We start from the raw sequence: 18,559 nt of genomic DNA on the forward strand, positions 1-18,559 counted from the left end.
CCGGGAACGTGCAGGTTCTACATAAGAGACAAAGGACCTGAATCAACAGCTCGAGCTCTACCGTGAGTGGGAACGAGGTCATTTAACTGGTTCTGGATGTAGCTCACTACTTTATCGGCTACTGCATCAGCATAGGCAAGTACTTTCTTCTCTTCTTTAGGATGTTTTAATTTGATTTCTGCTAACTTAACAGCTAATTCTTCCGCCCATTCTTTGCATAAATAAAAATCCTTATCCACTATATCAGACAAAGGTGCAATATATTGGCCATGCTCCATTTTAAATGTTCTGTTTATTTTAATTATGACTTCTTTCGCAACTTTGGCGACAATATCCGGGAGAAGCTCTTTTTTATTGTCACTTAATTGCTTTGCCAATTGAACGGTTAACAGGGCTTGAAAGGAGTGGAAATCCATGATTACAGATGCTTGGCTCCTTAATTCATTATTAAGCTGGGTAGTCAGTTGTTGGTTAGACTCTTCCCGGATTCCAGACTCAATAATCAGATCAGCCATTTTCTTTAGCACTTGCTTAATATGTTCAACTGTTTCTGCTGGCTGTTTAAGGACAAGAGTACGAAATGAAGTCATTTCAGAATGGGCATTTTTTACTTCTTTTTCATCAAGAGCAAGTTCCAGGGGCAATTCGTCAGAAATTAATATATTAAATTTCATTAACATTAACTCTGCGCGGAGAGCTCGTGCTTTTTCTATTGCATATTTTTTGAGGGAAGGATTAAATTTTGCTAACTCGGGTGTTTCAAATTCAGTTGCTTTGTTATTGAATTTACCATTCAGCATGGCTTCTAAAACTGCATTTTGGAAATAGCGATAAACCGCCTCTCTGCTGGAATCCATATTTTGGTTACACCAATTCATATAAATTGGATCAAGTAAATCCAACAATTCTCTGATTTGTTTAATGAGCTTTGATTTTAAAGGATAGAGGTGAAGATTTTTTTCATACTGCACCATGACATTGAAAGAAAATACAGACTTTAAAAAAATTGCTCTGCGTGATTTTGCATCTTTACTTGTTTTTTGCTCAAAATAACTTTCATAGGCAACGGTGTCCCCCCATAGACTTGAGCTTGAGGGATCATTTTTGATTAATTCATCCAAAATGATGCGGGAGTAAAGGGGAAGGCTGGTGCTGGATACACTGCGTCTACGACCCACATCTCGATTTGAAGTGGAAGTAGTGCCCTCATAGGCTTTATCTTTTCTATTTTGAAAAAAAGAGCTCTGTTGCCTAAGCATTGCACTTCCCGGTTGAGCAATTTTTTTCCTAATTTCCTCAAGGTGCTCAATGCTTTGGTAGGGACTATTAAAGTTGCGGACATCTTTAATAATAAATTTTCCATCCTCAAAAATAATGTCAGGAAAATCCTTAAACATCTCCGGAGTTATATGCGGTTCCACTCGGGAGTGATCTGTCTTTACACAGTACATCAAGCAAGTGGCTTGATTGGTTTTTTCATCCAATTTCCAAACTAAAGGGTTACCCTGGATTGTAATATTTTTAAAGAATATTTTCATATAATCATGCATAGTGAACAAAAAAAAACATAGTACGAATTATAGAAAGCTCAATCAAGCACTATTTTTTAAAGCTCGGAGAAGGGTACACTATTATGCGCGTAATAATTATTCTTGTAATAAGAAAATTAATCGATCAGCCTAAAATAACGCCCCTTTTTCTCATTGTTTTTTGCAAAATATAAGCGAAAAAATACATGATGATCCCTAGTATCATTGCGGTAATACCCAGGACTAAATAATAATCTTCATAGTAGGGGAGACTGTCTATGGCCGAATGAATTGTGTTGGGAATGGCAACCCAGCCAGCTATTCTCCCTGAAATGGCGTGGGCTAGGGAACTGGCCAGATACCATACTCCCATAGCAAAAGCGATGGAGTTTTTATCACAATACAGGCCGACCATACTAAGGCCAATGGCGCTAACCCATAGTTCCGCAATTGAAATGAGTATATAGGTTAAAGCAATATAATTGCCATTAATTATTCCAGTATCAGTAGTCGATGCAGCAAATGCCATGACCAGAAGGGCTACTCCTGCAAGTGCGGTACCTGCGGCAAATTGATAGGGGATGGTGAAGTGAGGAAAAAATTTGTAAAAACGCGGCAGTTGACTCCCAATAGCCAGGATAAGTAATGGATTGAGTATTTGATAGTGGGCGGGGGAAACAGTCAAACCAAATAAATTATGATCAGAATTATTTTCGGCAAATAAAATTAATGTGCTGTTCATCTGGTTATAAATTACAAAAAACACGACTGCTTCAATGATGAGTAGCAAAGCAATCATTTGTTTTTCTCGCGTGATTCCTTTAAGGGCGAGAGTTTTTTTCAAAAACCAGGCGATCCCTATCCCACAACCTGAGGCTATAATTGTGCTTGCAATATAGACATATGAATAAGCAAATAATGTCAGGGTATAAATAAGTATGATGTAGCCGATTAACCGAAAAATACCTGGTTTGGAAAAAGAGGAGAGATCTTTACCCCAAATAACATTTTCATAAATCGAATAGCGCCTTGCAAAATTTAAAGCAGCAATAGACTTGCCCACAAAAGCCAAAGTTAAAATAGAAAGGGGTCCATAACGGCTTTCAAGAAGTAAGGGTGCTATCAAAGTAGCCAATAATGCTCCCACATTAATAGCGATGTAGTAGTAAGTCATGGCCGATTTCGCTTTCACTGCATCATCGGAATAAATATGCGATACCATACTCGAAGAGGTACCCATTAATAGTGAGTTGGTAGCGGGAATTAATGCATAGGCAGCAATAAAAAAAGTATCTCCCAACGTGTTTACCGTATATCCACTGATCATTATGAGCAAATAGGCCATGGCCAACATGACACTGCCTAGTAGGATTGCCCGCCTGATGCCAACGACCGTATCTGCCATAAAGCCACCGAGCATCGGCATGAGATACCCTGTTGCATGCGCGACCCCAATAAATGCATAGGCTTTTGCTTGGCTGTATCCTAAACCTTGCGACCATACAGGGCGAGTCAAAAATAAAACCATTATCGTATTAAGTGCGTATACGGAAAATTGACTCCAGAAGGTAATATATATGATGTTACTGGCTTGTTTTTGTCTTAGCGCCAATTCAGGTAAATAATTTTTCACTTCTTGAGAAATCATTGTTCTTACCTCATCATCGAAAGATAATTATCAGATTATCACTTTCTGGCAAGAACGACATCTATTATGTGAGTATCATGATAAGGAAAAGTGAATATTTTTCCAAAAAGTCTTTTAAGTCTTTGAATTAAAAATATTTTGGGGAGCATCCTAATGGATAAAGTATTAAGAAACCAAGTGCCTTCAATGCCAAACAGAGCCAGTTCATCAATTGTATTTAGGGTAATGGGTATTTCCAAGCGTTGATGCGCAATAACTTCAAATTGATGATCCTGAAATGCCTGCATCAATTCATTGTTATTAGCAGCCACTGTGGTATTTTTTACAATGGATTTATAATAATGCCCCACAACACTGCTTAAGATGGAATCCCCGGTAATAAATTCAGCAAGGCGCTGTTGGGCTACTGGAAACGAATCATATGTGGTGGTGATCATTGAAAAATGGCCATTCGCCCGGGTCAGCAATTTAGCCTCATGAAATAATACTTTAATGGGAATATATGCATTAATAAAATGAGCCAGAATTAAATCCTGACTATGGGGGGGTAAAAATTTACTTGCTTGTGCCGCACTGCCTTCAATGGTAATTACTGGCAGGGTTTCGCGAGCGCGCTTTAACATCTCAGAAGAAACATCAATCCCGGTAAATTCTGCTTGTGGCATTATTTGCTGTAATTTTTTCAAAAATGCACCATCACCAACCCCCAAATCAAGAACTTTATAATGAGGTTTCATGCCTAAATAAAAGCGCTTCATTTGTTCGATGGCTACTTGGTGGCTTTGGCTAATCGCTCCAAAACGATTGGCCGTTGCATAATTTTCAGCGATGTCGTTGTACATGGCCTTTAAGGACATGCAAAAATTCCGGTTTAATAAGGTTTGGTAAGTATATCCTTAAATTAACGAAATTTGCGACTGTTGACAAAGGAAATATTTTCTTACCCATTTTATTGTCAACTTTTAATGTAGTAGTATATAGTGTTCGCCACATTGGATAATGATGCAAATGCGTTTGATTCGTCAGGAATTATTATGTCTAAGATATTAGTTACTGGTGCCACCGGATTCATTGGAAGAAAATTAGTACCAGCCCTTATTACTGCAGGTCATGAAGTTCGATGTGCCGTATCTCAAAAAGCTGATTGGCTCAATACCGACCAAGTTAAGATAGGTAAAATAGAACCAGAGACTGATTGGAGTGAAGCACTTGAGGGAATCGATGTAATTATTCATCTGGCAGCAAGAGTTCATGTAATGAAGGAAAAAAATGAAGCAGACACCAATGAATATTATAGAGTGAATAGTGAGGCAACAAAAAATTTTGCTGAGCAAGCCGTAAAACATGGGGTTAAACGCTTTATCTTTTTAAGTTCAATTAAAGTAAATGGGGAATTTACAGTACAAGGATTCGCTTTTTCCGAGGAAAATCAAGCTCAGCCCGAGGATCCTTATGGACGCAGCAAGCTGTATGCTGAGCAATATTTACAATCAATAAGTCAAAATTCCTCCATGGAAGTTGTTATTCTTAGACCCCCATTAGTTTATGGACCCGAAGTAAAAGCTAACTTTTTAAAAATGTTACATTTAGTTAAAAAGCAAGTTCCTTTACCCTTCGCCAGTATACAGAACAAGCGTCATTTTATTTTTATTGACAATTTGGTCTCGGCATTGTGTCTGTTGGTTACCCATCCTTCAGCTGTAAATCAAACATATTTGATTGCCGATGATGATGCATTTTCCTTGCCTTCATTAATGCGTCTGATTGCGCAGAAAATGAATATTAAGGTTCGTTTAATTCCTGTGCCTGCGCGGTTAATGGAGAAAGTTTTTCAACTTTTGGGTATGAGAAACTTCAGTAATAGATTACTCTCATCATTAGAAATAAATAACAGGAAGATAAAATCAGAATTAGGCTGGATTCCTCCTTATAGTTCGGATGAAGGATTGAAAAAAACTGTTGAGTGGTATCAAAGTGAATTTAACTCTTAGTTTCCTTTTTTTAACATGTTCAGTCATACTGACTAAAGTATTCTGTATTCTTGCTCAGGATACCCGTCTTATGGATAAACCGAATGATCGCTCAATGCATTCCACACCAACCATCCGAGGCGGTGGGGTTGTATTTATTGGATTGGCTTTGCTGGGGTTACCCCTTCTTTGCTATATGACCGATACGTCAATTTGGGGGCAGTTGGTTTTTATTCTTTGCATTTTCTTTCTTGCATCAGTCAGTTTTCTTGATGATTTATATAACTTGTCTGTCAAACCGAGATTTTTTACCCAAAGTGGTATTGCTTTATTAATTGCTCTTGTAATGCGACCGGAACAATTGGATTTTGGAATCGTTACAATTAATTATGCTTTTCTTATTATTCCTTTTATATTTTTTGCGGTCATTTGGGCTATTAACCATTTTAATTTTATGGACGGTATTGATGGTTTTTGTGCAGCCCAATCCATTTTTTTATTTAGTGCTTATGCACTTCTTTTCGGCATAATGAATGCGCCATTTTATCAAAGCTTTTGTTTTATCCTTATTTTTAGCCTGTTAGGATTTTTATTTTTTAATTTCCCTCCCGCCAAATTGTTCATGGGGGATGTGGGAAGTGCAAGTTTAGGGTTAATTTCTTTTTGTATCGCTTTAATAGCCCAACAAAAATTCCAAATTCCTATTTTTTACTGGTTTATGTTGAACGGTTTATTTCTTTTTGATTCCACCATTACTTTAGTCCGCAGAATGATTAATAAAGAAAACTGGTCCGCACCTCATAGAAAACATGCTTATCAACGCTTGAGAAAATCCGGAACTGGGGTTACCATGATTTTATTGGGACAAATAGTTCTGAATCTGTTCTTTTTGATATTGGTATTATTAATTCAGGAACAAAATATTACCTTTGGAGTTTTATGGATTCAAATCGGTCTTATGTTGGTCATTTATTATTTGATAGAAAAAAAATTTCCAATGTATCCCAAGTCAATGTCAGTTTAATTTTATGAAAAAATAGTTTTTTTCTCACAAAAAGAGAACATTTAACTATTTTCTTAATACTCCGTTAATAATCACAGTGTAAAATTAAATTCGAATAACAAATATAATTAGGTTATAGTCGTTTTTTGGCTATCAAGAATACCATGGAAGCGTTCTGTGGAGGAAAGAGATAGCTGCTTTTGTTAGGGAGATTTTTTATGTTAATTTTAACTCGACGTATTGGTGAAACTTTAATTATTGGTGATGATGTTAATATTACCGTGTTAGGCGTGAAGGGTAACCAAGTCCGTCTCGGCATTAATGCACCCAAAGATGTTTCTGTCCATCGTGAAGAAATTTATTTACGCATTCAACAAGAAAAACAATCAGACGAATCTGAAGAAGCAGTATAAATCGATTTCCTCGCAGCTCATCCAGTTCCGAGCACTTAACAATGCTCGGGACGAACTTCCATTATCTAATCCCGTATTATTTGTAAATTTTTTATAATTTTTCCTGAAGTGAAGTATCTCCAGACGAGAGAAAATGTTTTCTCCCTGACTCATCCTGCAATATTAATTGTCCTGATGCATTAATTCCACAAGCAATTCCGGAAAGCGTATTTGCAGATTGGGTTACACTAATTTTTTTCCCAAATAAATAATCATACTGGTTCCATTCCTCCATAAAACAGTTTAATTCATGGTCAATAAAGCGGGTTAAATAACGTTCTAAATTAACAATCAGTTTTGCTATAAGTAAATTACGATCAAAGTGGTGTTGGGTTATTTCATATAAAGAACACCAGGGTTTATCCGGAAGAGGGGTATTGCGCGTGTCAGTGTTTACGTTTAAACCAATCCCTATAATAATTTGAATGGTGCCATTAGATTCAGCCAATATTTCTATCAAACTGCCGCATAATTTTTTATCATTCCATAAAATGTCATTTGGCCATTTGATTTTTATATTAGACGATATATTAAATTCATTCAGGGTGGTTAAAATGGCCAAACTGGTCACCAAACTTAATCCGGAAAGTTTGGTGAGATCATAGTTGAGGGTCCAGCGGCTCGAGCAATATATATTTTCACCAAAAGGCGAGTGCCAGTGTCTTCCAAATCTACCCCTCCCTTGAGTTTGAATTTCAGCACAGCAAATCTCAACAGAATTTGAGAGCGGTAGCTCTTTAAGATAACGATTCGTTGAATCAATGGTGGTAAATAGATGCAGGTTGAATGGATTCAATCTTTGTGCTAATCCCAGATTCCCAATAATTTTTTCTTTATCCAATAAAACTAAAGGATTAGGAAGTTGGTAACCTTGGTGGCTTATACGCTTTATAGGAATTCCAGACTCAATTAAATGATTAATTTGTTTCCAGATCGCTGAGCGGGTAATCCCAAGAGCTGCCCCCAATTCAGAACCACTATGGCAATTACCATCACCCAGCAATTTTAATAATGCAAGTTGTGAGGGAGTAAAAGACATCGTTATCAAAACCTAAAAAATTAAGCTGGCATTTTGCTGCAAATGAATAAATCCATGTCTGATTTCTCTTATCATGGGATGATGGCATAAAGCGCCGCTGCAGGCTACTTGGGGCATAAATGAGCGCAATTGCCAGGTCATATTATGTAAAGGATCATTCACCAGCAGTTTCGTAGGTATAGAGATTGGGACACTAAAAAGCTTGGTAGGGTAAGAAAGCCCCAAGCCACAGGCTTTAATAAAAGCTTCTTTTTGTGCCCAAACATGGAAAAAAACCGCAGGTTTTAAAGCCGGTGGTACTTTCATAAATTCTTCATACTCTTTTTCGGAAAATAAATTTTCAGCAATACCTGCATAGGGTCGAGCAGAAAATTTTTCAATATCCACACCTAAAGGAAAGCCTTTGCCAACGGCGAGCAAAGCTAAATCACCGGTGTGGCTTATATTAAATTGCAATTTTGCTGCGTTGATGACCTCTGGTTTCCCATGAGCATTATAAGTAAATTCCAGCTGCTCGGGAGGAGTATTCAGGTAATTGGATAATATAATTCTCAAAGTGGCTCTGGCAGTTGAAAAACGACGCTTGTGTTTACTGAAATAGAATCGTTCCGCACGTGCTTGTTCTTCTGAATTTAATAAGTCATAGGCATTTTTTAATTCATGCGCTAAAGAAAATTGCCAAAGATCAATTCGAGCTTCATTTAAGATGCAGTTTTGTGTATTTAAAGGGTTAAATCCGGTAATGATCATATGCTTATTTTGAATCTGGCATCAATTGTCTGTTAAGGTTATCATATACCATGATTTTTAATTCACCAAAGAGTATTCAATGAGCCGACAATTTTTGGATTTTGAGCAACCAATTGAAGAGTTGAATCAAAAAATTGAAGCACTTCGCATGTTAGGACATGATAACGAAGTGAACTTAAGTGATGAAATAGCACGACTGCAAGCTAAGTGCTCCGATTTAACCGCACAAGTTTTTTCAAATTTGGAGCCCTGGCAAATAGCCCAAATGGCAAGGCATCCATTAAGGCCGCAAACTACCGATTACATTGAGCGTATTTTTACTGATTTCCAAGAATTGCATGGAGACAGAAGCTGCTCTTCAGCTCCTGCAATTATTGGTGGTCTGGCACGTCTAAATGGCGAGCCCGTTATGGTTCTTGGCCATCAAAAAGGTAAACGTACCAAAGAAAAAGTTTACCGTAATTTTGGAATGGCCCGACCGGAAGAGTATCGAAAAGCCTTACGATTGATGAATATGGCGGAAAAATTTAAATTACCTGTATTCACTTTTATTGATACCGCGGGTGCATATCCCGGGATTGGTGCTGAAGAACGCAATCAATCTGAAGCAATTGCCCGTAACCTTTTTGTGATGTCACGCCTTAAAACTCCAATTATCTGTGTTGTAACTGGGGAAGCAGGTTCTGGAGGGGCATTGGCAATCGGTGTTGGTGATCGGGTGTTGATGCTGCAATTTGGAATTTATTCAGTAATTTCCCCAGAAGGTTGTGCGTCCATTTTATGGAAGGATGCATCCAAAGCAAGTGAAGCTGCCCGGGCAATGAGAATTACTGCAGATAAGATATTGGAAAATAAACTAATCGACATGGTAGTACCCGAACCATTGGGTGGAGCGCATCGTAACGTCGATGAAATGGCTGCCCGGTTAAAGGATATTCTGGTTAGTGAATTACGCACTTTAAAGAAATTACCTTTAGAACAACTTGTCGAAAACAGATATGGGAAATTCATGGCTATGGGAGCAACCGATTAAACCTTTATTGAGTACTGAGTGGTTTTCTCGCCTAAGTCATTTTAGTAAATTATTTGTGGGGTTTAGTGGTGGGCTTGATTCAACTGTGCTTTTGCATGTTCTTGCTTGCCATCCCGCCTTGTTCGCAAAAATAGTTGCTGTGCATGTGAATCATGGAATTAGTGCCCGTGCATCTCTTTGGCAACAACACTGCCAACAAGTTTGCGACCTGTTAAATATTCCTTTAATTGCCCACTCGGTAGAATTTGAGCGGTCAGCCAACATTGAAGAGGGGGCGCGTATTGCCCGCTATGATTTTTTTTCTTCTTTGATGAAGGAACAAGATTGCTTGCTTTTAGGACACCACATGGATGATCAGGCAGAAACAGTTCTTTTACAACTATTTCGGGGTGCCGGCGTTGATGGGTTAGCTGCCATGTCTGAATTGAGTGCATTCGGCCCAGGGGAAATTGCCCGGCCATTTTTAAGCCACTCTCGTGAGCAATTGGAACACTATGCGGTACAGCATCAAATAAGTTGGATTGAAGATGAAAGCAATCAGGACGTCAATTATTCCCGTAATTACCTGCGCCACCAAATTATCCCTTTGTTGAAAAGAAAATGGACCGGAGTAGCAGGGAATATAGCAAGAACTGCACTTCACTGTCAGCAGGCCAAAAGAAATCTGGATGTATTGGCGGCACAAGATGCGCTAGCACCAGAAAATCCAAATTCCCTGACCCAGAACTCTTTATTAATAACGCCCTTAAAAGAGCTCAATCGTGATCGTATGGCGAATGTGCTCAGGATGTGGTTGAAAAATAATCGGGTGCAATTGCCTTCTACCGTTACTTTTGAACGCTTAATCGATGAAATGATCTTTGCACGCTCGGACGCAATTCCGCAAGTGAGTTGGGGAGATGTAACCGTACGTCGTTACCAGGATCATTTATATTTAGTGAGAAAAAATAAAAATAAGTTACCCCCTAGCCTCGAATGGGGTGCATTTCCTTCCCCTTTAATCATTATTGATGCAGGAATTCATTTACAGGCAAAAAAACATAATCCAGGTTTGCTCATTCCCCCCGGCACAAAAATATATGTCCGTTTCCGGGTAGGGGGTGAAAAAATTGTGTGGCGTGGACAAACAAAACAATTAAAAAAATTATTCCAGGAGTGGGGGATTCCTCCCTGGATAAGAGAGCAAACTCCCTTGATTTACTTTGATGATACTCTTGCAGCGGTTGCAGGTTATGCAATGAGTGATTTATTTTTTTCTCAAGAAGCCAATGATACCTGGGATTTCATTAACTTTGCTTGAAATTTTATATGCTGCGTGCATGAAGTGTTTGGTGGCAACCTCTCCTGTTAACAGGAGAGGGGATTCACTCAGAACTTATTTATCTCTGTGTTGCATCATTGATGAATTTATTATATTCCAAAATTGGATGGAGTATCCCATCGCTCGTTTTGAGCGATTCCAGCATCGCGCTCATAGGCAATATCCATGGCAAGATTTACATTTTTTCTAATCTGCTGTGCATTTTGGGTTAAGCCATTCTGTTTGAATAAGTGAAATTGCAATAACACTTTTATTGACTCAGAGTTTTTTGCTAACTCTTTTTGAGTTTTTGAAACAAGATTAAGCTCTCCTTCTTCATTCATCCATTGTTGGCCTTTTATTTTCATTATTCTTATACCTCTGGTTTTTAAAAAAACGCAATAGTACATGAAGGAACAAAAAATTCAAGATTTATTCAAATTGAAGATAAAAAATATATTTTGTTTTCTCAATTAAAATTTGTTTTATTTTTTACTCTTATTTAAATTAATAGAAACAGATTTTAATTCAATTTATGAAAACTCTTCCAACATTAAATTATTGCTTGTCTTAAACGAAAATCGGAAAAATATACTTACAGATACAGTGCAACTTAAAAGCGTAGATGTGCCTATTTTATAACCGAATATTCTGTCCATGTTATTAAATAAGGAGAAATACTCTCCGACTTATTAGACGCTCGCCTACAGAAGATAAAAAAGAGGAAATCGTTGATCTTATGGACAAATTAGCAATCTTTGCTCTCTTGTTACCAGGGGGGAGGAACTTGATGCAATATATGATTTTATACTGCAGCCAGTTCTTTACCGGTCAGCCCCCTAGGCAAAAACATTTTATTCCTGAGCTGAAAAAACTCCGTGATGCAGAGCTGTCAAAACATAAGAGTGTAAGTATGGGTGTGAAACTGCATGGCAATCAATTAAAAAGAGATTATTCTCTGTCTCGAATAAAACGGATTTCGTTCAGTATAGAAATGTTAGAGTGAATAAACAACCGGAGAAGTTGAAGTGGATTGGAAGTGAGATATCTTCCTCTAGTAGAGGGGAAGATATCCAATCCTTTTATAAAGCAGTACACATTCATCGTTAATTCAGTCTGGAAAACTTGATTATGAAAAACTCAAAATTAATAATCCAGGTTCCAACCACCCTCTAGCACTCGGGTAAATTAACTGCCAGTCCACCCATAGATGTTTCTTTATAGATGCTTTGCATGTCCATCCCGGTTTGCTTCATCGTTTTAATCACTTTATCCAGAGAAATTTGATGTTGGCCATCGCCAATTAGAGCCATCCGTGTTGCATTGACAGCTTTTACTGCACCCATGGCATTACGTTCAATACAGGGAATTTGCACTAATCCCAAAACTGGGTCGCACGTCATACCCAAATGATGTTCCATCGCAATTTCTGCCGCATTTTCTACTTGCGCTACAGTACCGCCAAGAACGGCTGTAAGTCCTGCTGCCGCCATGGAGGAGGCAACACCAACTTCCCCCTGGCATCCTACTTCGGCACCCGAAATAGAGGCGCCTTTTTTATAAAGGATGCCAATAGCCGCAGCAGTAAGAAAATAAGTATATATATCTTCATTACTCATTTTATCATGTGCATGTTGGCAATATTTAAGTACAGCAGGAATTATGCCGGCAGCCCCATTAGTGGGTGCAGTAACAATACGTCCCCCTGCGGCATTTTCTTCATTGACTGCCATCGCATAGAGATTTAACCAGTTCATGATATCGGATTGCTCGAAAATGCTTTTTACGCCTTTTTCATTCATTAATTTTTTATATAAATCAGGAGCGCGTCTTTTTAAATTAAGGCCGCCGGGTAAAATACCGTCATGCTTGCATCCATTAGTAATACATTCATCCATCACTTTGGCAATGGCTAAAATCCCATGATGGATTTCTTCTGTACTGCGCCAGGTTTTTTCATTAATGAGCATTAATTCTGCGATACTAAAGTTATTTTCTTCGCATAACTCCAGAAGTTGGGTTGCTGTTGAAAAAGGAAATGGAGGCGGGTTTGATTCTTCAGCAGTTTTTGAAAAATCTTCTTCAGTAGTAATAAAACCACCACCAATGGAATAATAAACTTGTGCAATTAATAAATTGTCCTGATTATCAAAAGCAGAAAAACGCATTCCATTGGAATGCAGCGGTAAAAGTTCCTTTTGTAAAAAAAGGAAATCGGTCGATTCATTAAAGTTAATCGTTTTCTTGCCTGCCAAATTCAAGGTATGCGAAGAAAGGATTTCGTGCATGCGCGGTACCATGGACTCAGGTGCTACAGTCTCAGGAGCCTTGTTTTCAAGGCCATTTAAAATTGCTTTATCTGTCCCATGACCTTTACCTGTTAAGGCAAGTGAACCATAGAGCTCGGTTTTAACTCGTTGTACCTGATTTATGAGTTGCTTTTCCTCAAGTAAATTTAAAAAAGAGTTTGCAGCGAGCATGGGACCTACGGTATGTGAGCTGGAAGGCCCGATTCCAATAGAAAATAAATCAAATACACTGATGTTCATGTGGGTTAATCTCTAGTTACAATTAGTGCAAAGTGTAGAGGGATCTTATTTATTTGTCTATTTTAATTATAGTGAACATATTGACTTTTTATTCGGCACCCAGCGTCATATTGTTACTCCCTCATTATATACGCTGCATTTAAGCAGATCCCTAATGGAAATAACTTTATAAGATTATTACAATTTATCCTGTTTAAATGCTGGTAATTTCATGTGAATTTAGGCAGAATTAGGTTGCTTTTTAGAATACAATATCTTTCTGAAGCAATAAGAAAGATATGCACAACAGAAAGACTACAAGGGGATTCTTTATGAAGATGAAATTGGTCACTGCAGCCATTATGGGGCTGGCAATGTCTACTGCAATGGCTGCTACTGATGCTACATCGCTTGTTACGGATAAAGATAAATTATCTTACAGTATTGGTGCTGATTTAGGAAAAAACTTCAAAAATCAAGGTATTGATATTAATCCGGAAGCATTAGCTAAAGGGATGCAAGATGGAATGTCTGGTGCCCAATTGATTTTGACTGAACAACAAATGAAAGATGTTCTGAATAAATTCCAGAAAGATTTGATGGCAAAACGTAGTGCTGAATTCAACAAGAAAGCTGAAGAGAATAAAGCAAAAGGCGAAGCGTTCTTATCAAGTAACAAATCAAAATCTGGTGTGGTTGTACTGCCAAGTGGCTTGCAATACAAAGTCATCGAAGCAGGTTCAGGCGCTAAGCCAGGTAAATCTGACACAGTAACTGTAGAATATACAGGTACTTTAATTGATGGAACTGTATTTGATAGCACTGAGAAAGCAGGTAAACCTGCTACTTTCCAGGTATCTCAAGTGATTCCTGGTTGGACTGAAGCTTTACAATTAATGCCTGCTGGTTCTACCTGGGAAATTTATGTGCCTTCAAACCTGGCATATGGTCCCCGTAGCGTAGGTGGTCCTATCGGTCCAAATGAAACTTTGATTTTCAAAATTCATTTGATTTCCGTGAAAAAAGCCTCAGCCTAATCAATGAGAAGGGAAACTCCCTCCTTCATATACCTCACTCCCAGCTGGAGTGAGGTATTCGTTTACGAACCCCGCCTTTGAGAGCTCCGAAAATGAATAAACGTCTATTTATTGTTTTCATTTTAGGGTTTGCTTCTGGTTTGCCCATGGCATTAATCAGTAGTACCTTGCAGGCATGGTTTGCATCCAGCGGAATGTCGATTATTGCTACCGGAACTTTAAGTTTAATTAGCCTGCCCTATGCATATCGTATTTTTTGGGGCCCCATCCTGGATCGCTATTCACTTTTTAGTCTGGGTAAAAGACGTAGTTGGATATTGAGCATGCAATGTCTATTGCTGCTGGGATTTAACCTGATGGCCTGGTTTACTCCTGAGCAATATCCAAAACTCATGGCGTTATTAGCATTAATTTTGGCGTGTTTTTCTGCCACTCAAGATATAGCAATTGATGCCCATAGGGCAGAGTACTTACCAATTAGTGAGCATGCACTGGGAGCTTCATTAGCTGTACTGGGGTACCGTATCGCCTTATTGTTGTCAGGCGGTTTGGCTCTGGTTATGGCACAAAAATTAGGTTGGGCCTTTACCTATCGTTTTATGGGACTCATGATGATTACAGGCATGTTTGCTGTTTTCTTTAGCGAAGAGCCGAGTATCGAAATCAAAGACAAAAGCAATTTTGCTTTATCGTTTATCGCCCCGATTAAGGAATTATTATTTCGCCGAGGAATTGTTCCACTCTTACTGTTTATTTTTTGTTATAAATTAGGGGAGGCATTTACGACGACAACCAGTGGTATTGTCATGCCTTTTTTAATTCAAGGGCTTGGTTTTTCTTTGGAAACCATTGGTTACATCAATAAAATGCTTGGAGTCGGATCCATTTTGCTTGGGGGGGTGTGCGCAGGATTTTTATTGATGCACTATTCGTTGTATCGCTCCTTACTTTTATTTGGTTTACTACAAGCTTTAACCAATATTCTCTTTGTCATTTTAGCAATGGCAGGAAAAAATATTATCTTATTGGCTGTCGCAGTATTTTTTGATAATTTTGCCGCAGGAATGGGATCTACAGCATTGGTTGCTTTATTTATGCGCCTGGTCGACAAACAGTTTACTGGAACTCAATTTTCGATGCTTGTGGCTCTTTCCACCTTGCCTCGCATTCTCTCAGGGCCGGTTGCGGCAATGATTCAAACAGCAATAGGCTGGGTAGGTTTGTATGAGCTGTCAATTTTGTTTGCTTTGGCCTTCATTCCCTTTTTAATGATGATCAAAGAGCAAACGAAAGAACATCAACCAGAAAGTCATGAAATAGAAAAAGAGGGTGAGCTCAATCCTATAAGGCAATAAGCTACATATATTTTTTATTTAATTTGATGACAATTCCACTGACCCCCACCAGAAGTAATCCAATGATAATCAAGGTTATTGGCCAACCCACAGTGTGGGGGAAATGCTGGCTTGAGTAATATAGGATAAAACACAAAGTGGCGATGCTTGCGTTGATGAGTAAAATCCGGCTGCTTTCAATAATCGCCATGAAAACCAGACTACATCCTACTACCAAATAAAGTAATTCATAAGGTTTGTTTCTCACCATATCAAAGAATACTAAAAGCAGTGCTAGTGAAGAAATGAAAAAAAGAAGGCCGGCGATACTTTTATATTTTGAATGGTTTATATACGAGCTGATAGCAAGTAGAGAGCTGCTGAGAATAAACCATTTTAAACGTTCAGGCACTCCCGCCAATTCGAAATCTGCAAGAAAAAATGAGTAAAGAAATATTAAAGTGATGAATGCCAATACAGTCATTCGGGTGGAAATAAAGGCAATTCCAAATTGGATAAAAAGAATAAGGCTGGTTAAGAGTACTCCCCAGGTTGGCATTAGAATTGAAGTATAAAGAGAGAAAAGAGTCAGTAGTCCCCCTGCTTCAAGAAGCGCGGCAACAAGGAATAAAGGAGTAGTAAGTTTATGTTGCTTTCCCTGATGATAAAGACCTAAAAGGAAAATGATAAACCCAAAACCCAAATTTAAAATAATGCGGCTGTTGCCACTGGTATAAGCAAATAGAATCCATGCAAACACAATAGTAGAAATTGCAAGGATTAACGGTTTATCTGATGTAATTGCAAGTCGTTGATGGGCAAAGTAGATGATTGCGATGATTAATATCCATCCTATTGGCAGCATTAAATTATATTCTTGTAATAAAATGATAAGTCCTGTTGGTTCAAGAAAAAGAGCAATCAATAAAAGAGGTGTAGAGGCTTTTTGATAACTGGAGTATTTTAAACATGCAAAGGCCAATAAAAAGGAGGAAAAACCAAATCCAAGCGTTAAAGTAACTCGTTCATAAAGATTAAAGTCTTGCCATTTCATGACAATTAATGCACAAATTCCGGCAAAGATGAGTATCCCTCCTATATAGCTGTATAATTTATTTACCCAGCTCGAATCTTCAAGGGGCGGCACAGCTTCTGTTGGCCTCAAGGCCTGAGAAATTTCCCGAATATCAATTTGATGGTTTTTAGCGAGCTCAATAATTTTTTGTAACGCTTCTTCTTTATTCATGGTTTAACCCAACCGATAAATTGAACATTACTTGCGTTAAAATAACGTCCGGTTCCCAGGTTGGGCAGTTTAATGCAGGTTGAATTTTTTTTGAGACATATTGAATTATTTCTATAATTACTTCCCAGGAACAGATCCGAGAGGAGTCCTGTATTTAAATTATCATTGTCGGTATATAGTGTATAACCGTCAGGGGATTCCAGTGACGTATCCAATTTGAATTGTTTGGTTGCCTGGACTACTTCTTCTTTGAAATTGGCATTATTATTCAAGACTGAAAAATCTAAAGGAAGCTCTCGTACCTTTTGAGTTTTGGCATCAAACAAATAAAGCTTTTTTATTCCCCAATAATTATTTTGATTTTTGGAATATTGTGCTACCAGTCTACCATTTTTAACAAAAAAGTTAACTTGAACGGGAAAGGGTGAGGAGGATGAATCCAAAATGGAGAAGAGGAGATTATAGCGGGGAGGATCTGTTTTAAAAAATGGGAGATTTGCGATCACAAAAACAAGAATGAGTAGGAGAGGTAAGCTTAGTCCAGCTATCAAAGTCAGATGACTTTTAATCCACTTAGATGACATCATTACTCCTTGAGTTATGGAGTTCTATTGTGCCTTTCTATAGTATAGGCGGATTTTATCTTTTAGTTTAAAAACTGGTTTATTTCAGGATGATTTTAATTGAGCGAGTCTGCGTGGAAGAGTTGATGAATTGTAAAGAAAAAAAATAAAAAATGAAATTTGGTACCTAGGGTGGGACTCGAACCCACACGGTGTCACCACCACCGGATTTTGAATCCGGCGCGTCTACCAATTCCGCCACCCAGGCATTTGAGCGGCCATTATAACAAAGAAATAAATTCTCACAATGGGTTTGAGTATATTATTATTTAAAAAATAGCTAATTATAAAAGAGAATTTTATGAGAACTCATCGTTGGATTATTTTTAGTGCTATTTATGCACAATTTACGGTAACAGCTTATGCAACCAATTGTCCCGATCCCCAAACTACTTCCTTAAAATGGGGTGTGCCTCCAGCTCCCTGGACTGTGAATCCTTACTCACCCAATCGACCTCAAGGAGATAAAAATACGCTTTTTGTGCGGGCAAATATATTAGTTGCAGGTTATGGGCAGGGGGTGGTTTGTACTTACAGGAATTCAGGGGGGGAATATTCAATCTGGTGGCAGGTTCCTACTAAAATTCCATCTCGTCTTGATTACAATTGGATTGAGACATTGAATGGATTTGTTTGTAGCCAGGGATTAGAGCAATGCCAATTTCACACCGCTTGAGTTAAGCGAAAACAAGTTGCAGCTCTTAGAAAATTCAATTGGTTAATTAATGTACTAAAATTACTATAAATTTCTCTGGTTTTTAAACAAAAAGGAGTGATGTTCATGGACATGAATGCATTTACTAACCAAAGCCCCAAAATAATCGCGGTAATTGAAGCTATAAAAAATGATCCTGAATTTTTTAATGAGTTAAAGACAGATCCTCAACAAGCTTTAAGCAAAATAGGTGTTGAGCTTAATGAAGAAGAAATGGGTATTGTTCAGAAAATAAGTACTCTACGAGAGCTCGAACTAGAGGCTGAAGGCTTTTATGCGAAAATTAAAGGATTTTTTGGATTTAAAGAAGGTAATTAGATTGAATGCCAATAATTCAAGCGCTTTATAGGAG

General features: G+C 38.0%; 19 protein-coding genes and 1 tRNA gene. 10 read left to right on the forward strand and 10 right to left on the reverse strand.

Annotated elements, in window-relative coordinates:
• Nucleotides 1-17: 17 nt before the first annotated feature.
• The 3 genes from KYQ_RS02245 to KYQ_RS02255 form a co-directional block, all read right to left on the reverse strand.
• Nucleotides 18-1,538 carry a hypothetical protein gene (locus KYQ_RS02245; protein WP_019349595.1) on the reverse strand — a complete coding sequence of 507 codons (1,521 nt, stop codon included), beginning with the start codon at nucleotides 1,536-1,538 and terminating at the stop codon, nucleotides 18-20.
• Between the two features lie 136 nt (nucleotides 1,539-1,674).
• Nucleotides 1,675-3,177, reverse strand: coding sequence for a peptide MFS transporter (locus KYQ_RS02250; RefSeq protein WP_019349596.1), 1,503 nt, complete (start codon nucleotides 3,175-3,177; stop codon nucleotides 1,675-1,677).
• Between the two features lie 38 nt (nucleotides 3,178-3,215).
• The gene (locus KYQ_RS02255) at nucleotides 3,216-4,034 is read right to left on the reverse strand and encodes a class I SAM-dependent methyltransferase (RefSeq protein WP_010654173.1); all 819 of its coding nucleotides are present in this window, start codon (nucleotides 4,032-4,034) and stop codon (nucleotides 3,216-3,218) included.
• A 177-nt stretch (nucleotides 4,035-4,211) separates the two neighbouring features.
• On the opposite strand from KYQ_RS02255, the gene KYQ_RS02260 reads away from it, so the two are divergent.
• From KYQ_RS02260 to csrA, 3 genes are all read left to right on the forward strand, one after another.
• Nucleotides 4,212-5,168 (forward strand): UDP-glucose 4-epimerase family protein, encoded by a 957-nt coding sequence (locus tag KYQ_RS02260; protein WP_019349597.1) that lies wholly within the window; start codon nucleotides 4,212-4,214, stop codon nucleotides 5,166-5,168.
• Entirely contained in the window at nucleotides 5,152-6,171 is a 1,020-nt protein-coding gene (locus KYQ_RS02265; protein WP_029488962.1) for an MraY family glycosyltransferase, read from the forward strand. Before KYQ_RS02260 ends, KYQ_RS02265 begins: the two co-directional genes overlap by 17 nt.
• A gap of 197 nt (nucleotides 6,172-6,368) precedes the next feature.
• The gene (gene csrA, locus KYQ_RS02270) at nucleotides 6,369-6,563 is read left to right on the forward strand and encodes a carbon storage regulator CsrA (RefSeq protein ID WP_010654169.1); all 195 of its coding nucleotides are present in this window, start codon (nucleotides 6,369-6,371) and stop codon (nucleotides 6,561-6,563) included.
• A gap of 91 nt (nucleotides 6,564-6,654) precedes the next feature.
• Here the strand turns inward: csrA and birA are convergent, their stop codons facing one another.
• Nucleotides 6,655-7,641: a bifunctional biotin--[acetyl-CoA-carboxylase] ligase/biotin operon repressor BirA gene (gene birA / locus KYQ_RS02275; RefSeq protein ID WP_010654168.1), complete on the reverse strand. Its 987-nt coding sequence runs from the start codon at nucleotides 7,639-7,641 to the stop codon at nucleotides 6,655-6,657.
• 12 nt (nucleotides 7,642-7,653) lie between these two features.
• The gene (locus tag KYQ_RS02280) at nucleotides 7,654-8,391 is read right to left on the reverse strand and encodes a 4'-phosphopantetheinyl transferase family protein (RefSeq protein ID WP_010654167.1); all 738 of its coding nucleotides are present in this window, start codon (nucleotides 8,389-8,391) and stop codon (nucleotides 7,654-7,656) included.
• A 79-nt stretch (nucleotides 8,392-8,470) separates the two neighbouring features.
• Between KYQ_RS02280 and KYQ_RS02285 the strand changes: the two genes are divergently transcribed.
• Entirely contained in the window at nucleotides 8,471-9,424 is a 954-nt protein-coding gene (locus tag KYQ_RS02285; RefSeq protein ID WP_010654166.1) for an acetyl-CoA carboxylase carboxyltransferase subunit alpha, read from the forward strand.
• Nucleotides 9,390-10,724 carry a tRNA lysidine(34) synthetase TilS gene (tilS, locus tag KYQ_RS02290; protein ID WP_019349598.1) on the forward strand — a complete coding sequence of 445 codons (1,335 nt, stop codon included), beginning with the start codon at nucleotides 9,390-9,392 and terminating at the stop codon, nucleotides 10,722-10,724. Before KYQ_RS02285 ends, tilS begins: the two co-directional genes overlap by 35 nt.
• Before the next feature lie 110 nt (nucleotides 10,725-10,834).
• On the opposite strand, the gene KYQ_RS02295 is transcribed toward tilS, so the two are convergent.
• Nucleotides 10,835-11,092: a hypothetical protein gene (locus KYQ_RS02295; RefSeq protein ID WP_010654164.1), complete on the reverse strand. Its 258-nt coding sequence runs from the start codon at nucleotides 11,090-11,092 to the stop codon at nucleotides 10,835-10,837.
• A 371-nt stretch (nucleotides 11,093-11,463) separates the two neighbouring features.
• On the opposite strand from KYQ_RS02295, the gene KYQ_RS02300 reads away from it, so the two are divergent.
• Nucleotides 11,464-11,730, forward strand: a complete 267-nt coding sequence (locus tag KYQ_RS02300) for a hypothetical protein (RefSeq protein WP_010654163.1) — start codon at nucleotides 11,464-11,466, stop codon at nucleotides 11,728-11,730.
• A 166-nt stretch (nucleotides 11,731-11,896) separates the two neighbouring features.
• Here KYQ_RS02300 and KYQ_RS02305 read toward each other — a convergent pair whose 3' ends face one another.
• On the reverse strand, nucleotides 11,897-13,273 hold the full coding sequence (locus KYQ_RS02305) for an L-serine ammonia-lyase (RefSeq protein WP_010654162.1): 1,377 nt from the start codon (nucleotides 13,271-13,273) through the stop codon (nucleotides 11,897-11,899).
• A gap of 311 nt (nucleotides 13,274-13,584) precedes the next feature.
• Here KYQ_RS02305 and bamJ point away from each other — a divergent pair, with 311 nt between their 5' ends.
• A complete protein-coding gene (gene bamJ, locus KYQ_RS02310; RefSeq protein WP_010654161.1) occupies nucleotides 13,585-14,289 on the forward strand; it encodes a BamJ family beta-barrel-assembly machinery protein in 705 nt (234 codons plus the stop codon).
• A 92-nt stretch (nucleotides 14,290-14,381) separates the two neighbouring features.
• Nucleotides 14,382-15,644, forward strand: a complete 1,263-nt coding sequence (locus KYQ_RS02315) for an AmpG family muropeptide MFS transporter (protein ID WP_010654160.1) — start codon at nucleotides 14,382-14,384, stop codon at nucleotides 15,642-15,644.
• Between the two features lies 1 nt (nucleotide 15,645).
• Here KYQ_RS02315 and KYQ_RS02320 read toward each other — a convergent pair whose 3' ends face one another.
• The 3 genes from KYQ_RS02320 to KYQ_RS02330 form a co-directional block, all read right to left on the reverse strand.
• A complete protein-coding gene (locus KYQ_RS02320) occupies nucleotides 15,646-16,869 on the reverse strand; it encodes a hypothetical protein (RefSeq protein WP_010654159.1) in 1,224 nt (407 codons plus the stop codon).
• On the reverse strand, nucleotides 16,866-17,456 hold the full coding sequence (locus KYQ_RS02325) for a hypothetical protein (RefSeq protein WP_231294593.1): 591 nt from the start codon (nucleotides 17,454-17,456) through the stop codon (nucleotides 16,866-16,868). Before KYQ_RS02325 ends, KYQ_RS02320 begins: the two co-directional genes overlap by 4 nt.
• Nucleotides 17,457-17,613: 157 nt before the next feature.
• Nucleotides 17,614-17,700, reverse strand: a tRNA-Leu gene (locus tag KYQ_RS02330).
• A 93-nt stretch (nucleotides 17,701-17,793) separates the two neighbouring features.
• Between KYQ_RS02330 and KYQ_RS02335 the strand changes: the two genes are divergently transcribed.
• Together KYQ_RS02335 and KYQ_RS02340 are read left to right on the forward strand one after the other, a co-directional pair.
• Complete coding sequence (locus KYQ_RS02335) at nucleotides 17,794-18,168, forward strand: DUF3757 domain-containing protein (RefSeq protein WP_010654157.1); 375 nt, start codon at nucleotides 17,794-17,796, stop codon at nucleotides 18,166-18,168.
• Between the two features lie 105 nt (nucleotides 18,169-18,273).
• The gene (locus KYQ_RS02340; protein WP_010654156.1) at nucleotides 18,274-18,525 is read left to right on the forward strand and encodes a hypothetical protein; all 252 of its coding nucleotides are present in this window, start codon (nucleotides 18,274-18,276) and stop codon (nucleotides 18,523-18,525) included.
• Nucleotides 18,526-18,559: the final 34 nt, after the last annotated feature.

The organism is Fluoribacter dumoffii NY 23 (assembly GCF_000236165.1).
GTDB lineage: Bacteria > Pseudomonadota > Gammaproteobacteria > Legionellales > Legionellaceae > Legionella > Legionella dumoffii.